The sequence below is a fragment of the Oceanispirochaeta sp. genome (assembly GCF_027859075.1).
GTDB lineage: Bacteria > Spirochaetota > Spirochaetia > DSM-2461 > DSM-2461 > Oceanispirochaeta.
This window is the reverse complement of record NZ_JAQIBL010000338.1, coordinates 1-6,467: the sequence shown is the minus strand read 5'-3', so window position 1 is coordinate 6,467 and position 6,467 is coordinate 1. Positions and strand designations below refer to the sequence as shown.

At 45.5% G+C, this 6,467-nt stretch carries 5 protein-coding genes and 1 pseudogene; all 6 read left to right on the top strand.

Annotated features, from left to right (window positions below):
* Positions 1-325 (top strand): annotated as a pseudogene (locus PF479_RS19125) (hypothetical protein); the annotation flags it as partial.
* 240 nt (positions 326-565) lie between these two features.
* Positions 566-1,582: an ATP-binding cassette domain-containing protein gene (locus PF479_RS19120; RefSeq protein ID WP_298010211.1), complete on the top strand. Its 1,017-nt coding sequence runs from the start codon at positions 566-568 to the stop codon at positions 1,580-1,582.
* A gap of 115 nt (positions 1,583-1,697) precedes the next feature.
* Positions 1,698-1,940 (top strand): hypothetical protein, encoded by a 243-nt coding sequence (locus PF479_RS19115; protein ID WP_298010208.1) that lies wholly within the window; start codon positions 1,698-1,700, stop codon positions 1,938-1,940.
* A gap of 88 nt (positions 1,941-2,028) precedes the next feature.
* Positions 2,029-3,636: a response regulator gene (locus tag PF479_RS19110; protein ID WP_298010205.1), complete on the top strand. Its 1,608-nt coding sequence runs from the start codon at positions 2,029-2,031 to the stop codon at positions 3,634-3,636.
* On the top strand, positions 3,614-5,347 hold the full coding sequence (locus PF479_RS19105) for a sensor histidine kinase (RefSeq protein WP_298010202.1): 1,734 nt from the start codon (positions 3,614-3,616) through the stop codon (positions 5,345-5,347). The genes PF479_RS19110 and PF479_RS19105 overlap by 23 nt, the downstream gene beginning before the upstream one ends.
* Entirely contained in the window at positions 5,337-6,359 is a 1,023-nt protein-coding gene (locus PF479_RS19100; protein WP_298010200.1) for a galactose ABC transporter substrate-binding protein, read from the top strand. Before PF479_RS19105 ends, PF479_RS19100 begins: the two co-directional genes overlap by 11 nt.
* Positions 6,360-6,467 lie beyond the last annotated feature (108 nt).

Sequence of the window (6,467 nt, the reverse complement as noted above, 5' to 3'; positions counted from 1 at the left end):
CAAGTCGGCAGACATTGTTGTTATTACAAAGGGAGACATCGTTTCTCAGGCAGAGAGGGAAGTCTTTGCCAGCCGTGTGAATATGGTCAATCCCTCGGCGGTGATCATGAATATCAACGGTCTGACCGGACAGGGCAGTTTTGAACTCAGCACCCTCCTCTATGAAGAAAAAGATAATATCGAAACCCTGGTGGGTAAAAAGCTCCGCTTTTCCATGCCCGCCGCTCTCTGTTCCTACTGTCTGGGAGAAACCCGGATTGGTGAAAGCTTTCAAATGGGGAATGTCCGCAAAATAAATCTGGATGACCCTTCGGCCTCGAGATAGAAAAGTACCGAGGCCCTTAGGCCTCAGGATAGAAACACCAAGGCTCTAAATGAGCCTTGGTAGGATAAAGACCCTGAAACCCTTAGGCCTCAGGATAGAACCACCGAGGCTCTAAATGAGCCTTGGTAGAACAAAGACCCTTCGGCCTCGAGATAGAAAAACACCGAGGCCCTTAGGCCTCAGGATAGAAACACCAAGGCTCTAAATGAGCCTTGGTAGTACTTAAAATTGGGAAAAAACATGATTACAAAAGACCGGTTAGAACACAGAAAAATAGATGAGATCCTGCGGGACTATCCCTTTGTGGATTCCTTTTTTAAGAACAATGGCCTGGATCTTACCAAGGCCGGTTCTCTGAGCTGGAGCGGATATTTTGATACCATCGATGAGGAAGAGCGGGAGGACCGGGCCCTGGACCCTGCTCATCTTCTGGTGCAGCTTACAGAGTACATCAACCAGATGCTGAACTTCCTGGATGAGGGGCAGCAGATTCACTCTCTCACCATCCTGCCCGGCCAGGATAAATCAGGAAATCCCGAAGGATTTGACGAACTGGTCATCCGGAAGAGTGAAATCATCTCTATTGTCGGTCCCACGGGTTCAGGGAAAAGCCGCCTCTTGGGAGACATCGAATGGGTCGCCCGGAAAGATACTCCCACCAAACGGGAAATCCTGATCAACGATGCTGTCCCTGATAACTCCTGGAGGTTCTCCGGGGCAAAGAAACTGGTGGCTCAACTCTCTCAGAATATGAACTTTGTCATGGATCTTTCGGCAGAAGAATTCGTTGAACTTCATGCAGAAAGCCGGATGGTTGAAGACCGATCCGATCTGGTCAGGCGGATTTTAGAAGAAGCCAATAAACTGGCGGGAGAACAGTTTACCCCTGATACTCCCATCACCAGTCTTTCGGGAGGACAGTCTCGAGCCCTGATGATTGCCGATACGGCCATCCTGAGCCAGTCCCCCATTATTCTGATTGACGAGATTGAAAACGCCGGGATAGACAGAAAAAAGGCTCTCCAGCTTCTCCTGTCGGAAGAGAAAATTGTCCTGATGGCCACTCATGATCCTGTTCTCGCCCTCATGGCCGACCGGAGAATCGTGATTAAAAACGGAGGCATCACCAAAGTTATCGAAACGACTAATGAGGAAAGAAAAATCCTGGGTAAACTGGAAGAACTCGACCGTACTCTTCTCAGTTACCGCACCAGGCTCAGAACAGGTGAAAGTCTGATTGACCCCCCTCGGCCTTAAGTGTAAAAAATACCCGGGTGATCAAAAGTAAAGGCCGAAGGGTATTGCCTTGGTAGCAAGTTAAAAACCCGGGTTAAAATCCCAAAATTAGTATTAAAGAATAAGGAGATATATAATGCACGATGGATGCTCAGGAAGTTTTATTGATGGGAAACAGGTTGTAGATAAGGTCAGGATGATGGGATTTTCCCAGCAGTATATGCCCATGCCTATGACAGTGAAATGCGCTGTCTGTGACACAAATTTTGAGATGGAAACCTTTGAGGCCCAATGCCCCGGGTGCGAGGCCGTTCATGGGGTGACACCCTGCCATGCTTTTGATCCCGTCAATGTCATGGTGGCGGGAAAAGGGTACTGACAAGGCCGTCCTTCTTATTAAGGCTTTACAAAATCCTCCCATCTGAATGAGAATAGAAGAGAGTTGATGATTTTGAGGAGCTTAGAAAGTGGATGAGTTATATAAAATGATCCTGGTGGATGATGAAGATGAGGTGCGGGGACGCATCTCATCCAAAATATCCGAGGAGAGCGGGTTTCAGGTCGTCGCTGCGGCAGGGAACGGATATGACGCCTTGGAGCTCATCGAAAAATATAATCCCCATGTGGTTCTGACAGACATTAAAATGCCTTTTGTGGACGGTATTGAGCTGACCCGCACCATCAAAAGGGATTTCCCGACCACTCGTGTGGCCTTTATCACCGGATATGATGAGTTTGAGTATGCCAGGGAAGCCGTGGAGCTTCATGTTACCAGTTACCTGACAAAACCTGTGACTCAGAATGATATTTCAGTCTTCCTTGATAAGCTGAAAATTGAGTTGGACGATGAGTTTAAGGAAAAATACAACCTGGATACTCTGCGCAAACGGTATGAACAGAGCATCCCTCTCATCATTGACAACTATTTTACATCCTATCTTGTCTCCTCCCAGAGTGGAAAGACTGAAGATATTCAAAATCTGAAACAGTATGGAATCTCTCTGGATGATAAAATGTATCTCCTCAGCTATATCCAGACAGAGAGGGGGCAGGATCATAGAGATGTGATTGAATATGAAAAGCTTAAATTGTCAGTTCGTTCTGTGATCCAGTCCATACTGGAACGCCACGGCTATAGCTTTTACAGTTTTCATTTCAACGGCGGGATCATCCTTGTCATCAAGGAAAACAGCCGGAACTTCTTTAAGAAGGTGGACTCTGTTTTTTATGAGATGGTAAAGATGGTGGAACAGTATCTGAATGTTTCCATCGATATCGGTGTCAGCAATCTTCACAGCGGGTTTTCCGAGTTGCGCGAGGGTTATGAAGAAGCGGGACAGGCTTTGGGATTCAGCCGCTTCCTCAATGCCGGTAGAATTGTGTACATCAATCAGCTGGAAGCAAACCGTCCCAAGGTTCTGAGTCTGAGCGATACGGATATCAATGATATCGTCTACAATGTTAAATTCGGCTCAGACACGGAGATACGGAATGTCATGGAGTCTCTGAAACTCAATGCACTGCGTGACAGTAAAACCATTACTAACTTCAGGCCCTACATCATCAACATGGTCAATGTCCTGGTCAATTTTTCAGAATCTATCGGGGTCAATCTGGATGAGACCCTGGGAGAGGATATTCTTGAAAAAATGACCCTTTTCAGGAATCTGGAACAGATGTTTGACTGGGTTCTTTCGGTCATTCTCAGGCTGCGTGAAATAAATCTGAAAAATAAGGTGTCCAACTCACAGCGCCTGCTGGGCAATGCTATTATTTATATGGAAAAAAACTATACCGATACCAGTATTTCAATGGAATCGGTCTGTGACGAAATGGGCCTCTCCGTGTCTTATCTGAGCCTCCTGTTTAAAAAGGAGAAGCAAACGACCTTTGTGAAATTCCTCACCATGATCCGTCTTGAGAAGGCAAAAGAGCTGCTGAGCCTCACGAGTGAAAAAATAATCGATATCGCCGGAAAATGCGGTTACAATGAAGTTTATTATTTCAGCCACAGTTTCAAAAAATACACAGGAGTCTCTCCCAAGAAATACCGTGAAGAAATCAATCAAACCTGATCTGTCCATTGGACAAAGCATTCTCATCTCGACACTGACCATCGTCACCATTGTTCTTGTTGTGACAGGACTGATCTTCTATACAACCTTCTCCATTCGTACGGATGCCCTGGTGGAGAGTCAGTCACGGGAAATTAATAAACAGATAGTTCTGAACTATGAAAGTTATATCAATTCAATTATTGAAACTGCCAATTACATTCAATCCTCTTCTCTTAATCTGGATTTGAAAAACTCTTATGATTCGCTTCAGAATATTTATATTTTTAATATGGAAAGTAAGAAAGATGTGGTTTCCATTGCCCTCTATGACAAGGAGGGCCAGCCCCTCCTGGGGGATCAGAAGCGAGAGACCTCAAAAAAAGGGGTCACCAGTGCCTTCTGGTTTCAGAATGCCTTGAGAAATGATGCTATTTTTTATTTTTCTCCTCCCCATATACCTGAAGGGGAAGGAAGAACCCAGGATGAAGTTATTTCTGTATCCAAGGTGGTTGATTACTTTGACGGGTCTGTTCAAAAGAAAGGTGTTCTTCTTCTTGAACTGAATTTCAGAGCCATCAAGGAGCTGGCCAGAAAAACAAATCTCGGGCCAGGCGGACATATCCTCATCCTCAATGATGATGATTCCCTGATTTATTCCACAGTGAGTGGAGAATCCCTGACTCTGGAGAGTCTGCGCCTTGCCAGGGCCCAGTATCTGGGAGGATTCAAGGCTGTTATCAATTCCATTGGTATGTACGGGAATATCAACACCCTCTCCCATACCAGGTGGAGGATCGTCACAGTGACGAATATCGATGACATTACGAAAGCCAAAAGCCGGATGTTCCTGACTCTCTTTATTATTATGGGAAGCAGTCTGTTAATCACCGCCCTTGTCTCCCTATTTATTTCCCGCAGAATATCCAGGCCCCTGAATCAGTTGAAAAAGTGTATGCTCCGGATTGAAAGCGGGGATTTCTACAGCAGGGTTGAGGTGACGGGGCAGAAAGAGATTGTTCTCGTGGCTAAGTCATTTAATAATATGATTGATGAGATCCGGACCCTCATGGACCGTCTCGTCTCAGAGCAGCGTGAAAAAAGAAAAACAGAGCTGGTGGCTCTGCAGAACCAGATCAATCCTCATTTTCTTTACAATACTCTGGATTCCATCGTCTGGCTGGCAGAGAATGAGCGCAGTGAGGATGTCATCACAACGGTTGTCGCCCTGGCGCGGTTCTTCAGAATCAGTATTTCCAAAGGCAAAAATTTCATTTCTGTTAAAGATGAAATTTCCCATATTAGAAACTATCTCACCATACAGAAAATCCGATATATAGATAAGTTTGAATATAAAATTGAAATCGACAAAGGCATTTATAACTATAAGGTCATGAAGCTGATACTTCAGCCTCTTGTTGAAAATGCCATATACCATGGTGTGGGAGAAGAAGAGGGGACCATTATCATCCGTGGGTATAAACAGGATCATTTTCTGATCTTTGAAGTTGAAAATACGGGCTATGGTATTCCTGAAGAAAAAATACAGTACCTGAATCAGATCCTGATGGGGACATCCGACGGGCTTAGTGTTGGCCTCCTGAATGTATATCAGAGGCTGAAATTGTATTACGGGGACAGGGCTGATTTGATTATTACCAGCGAACTGGACGAAATGACCAACGTGAAACTGATGATTCCATCGGGTTTTCAGGAGGAATATGATGAATAAGGGTCTCTTGCCATTCCTTGCACCGCTGATTTTCATGTTGAGTTCCTGTCATGCCCCGGATAAGCAGGTAGGCCTGTTTTTATATAACCATGAAGATCTTTTTGTCAGTAAATTTTCACAGCAGATTAATTCGATGGGCGAGAAATTTGCCCGGTTTCAGACCTTTGATGCACGGAATTCCCAGATTCTTCAGAATGAAACCATCGAAAATCAGATTCGCAGTGGTTGTGACCTTATGCTGATCAATCCGGTAGATCGGCTGGGTGCCTATTCGGTGATCAAGAAACTCCGGGCCGAGGGAATCCCTGTCATCTTTTTCAACAGGGAGCCCCTGCTCAAAGACCTTCAGCTCTGGGATCAAACCTGGTATGTCGGAGCCAAGGCAGAACAGTCCGGGCAAATTCAGGCTCAACTGGTGATGGAGCTCTTCGGGAGTAATCCGAATCAACTCAACCGCTTTGACCGCAATGGTGACGGCCGGATTCAAACCATAATTCTGAAAGGAGAACAGGGGCACCAGGATGCGGAAGCCAGAACCTCTGAGGTCGTCCGGACCTTCCGTTTAAAGGGGTTTGATCTGGACCTGCTGGTGACAGAAGTTGCCAACTGGGATCGGGATGAAGCCTATGAGAAAATGGGAGATCTGATTGTGAATTACGGTGATAAGTTTGAACTTATACTCTCCAATAATGATGCCATGGCCCTGGGCGCCATCAACCGGATGAGGCAGATGGGCTACTTCAAAGATTCTAATGAAAATGGCCGGGTGGACAGGGAAGACGAAGGCTGGATTCCCGTTCTGGGAATCGACGGCATTGACCAGGCTGTGGAGCTCATCTCCGAGGGTTATCTTTACGGAACCGTTCTCAACGATTCTGCCTCTATGGCCCTGGCTATCACAGAGCTTGCTGATGCCATTTTGAACAACAAGAGCTTCAATGACCTCTCTTTTCCGGTGGAAGATGGGAAATACATCTGGATTGATTACAGGGTTTTTACTTTGGAAAAATAATGGCTCTTTTTGGATAATCTTACAAAAACAGGAGAGTATATCGCATTGTGATCTGCCGGATCGGTGCTATTCTCGATAGAGACACATGATATTTTTATATCAAAGGAG

What these genes read in the sequence shown, in the direction of transcription:
- PF479_RS19115 (WP_298010208.1), top strand. Translation starts at nt 1,698, where the DNA reads ATGCACGATGGATGCTCAGGAAGTTTTATTGATGGGAAACAGGTTGTA.
- PF479_RS19120 (WP_298010211.1), top strand. Translation starts at nt 566, where the DNA reads ATGATTACAAAAGACCGGTTAGAACACAGAAAAATAGATGAGATCCTG.
- PF479_RS19100 (WP_298010200.1), top strand. Translation starts at nt 5,337, where the DNA reads ATGATGAATAAGGGTCTCTTGCCATTCCTTGCACCGCTGATTTTCATG.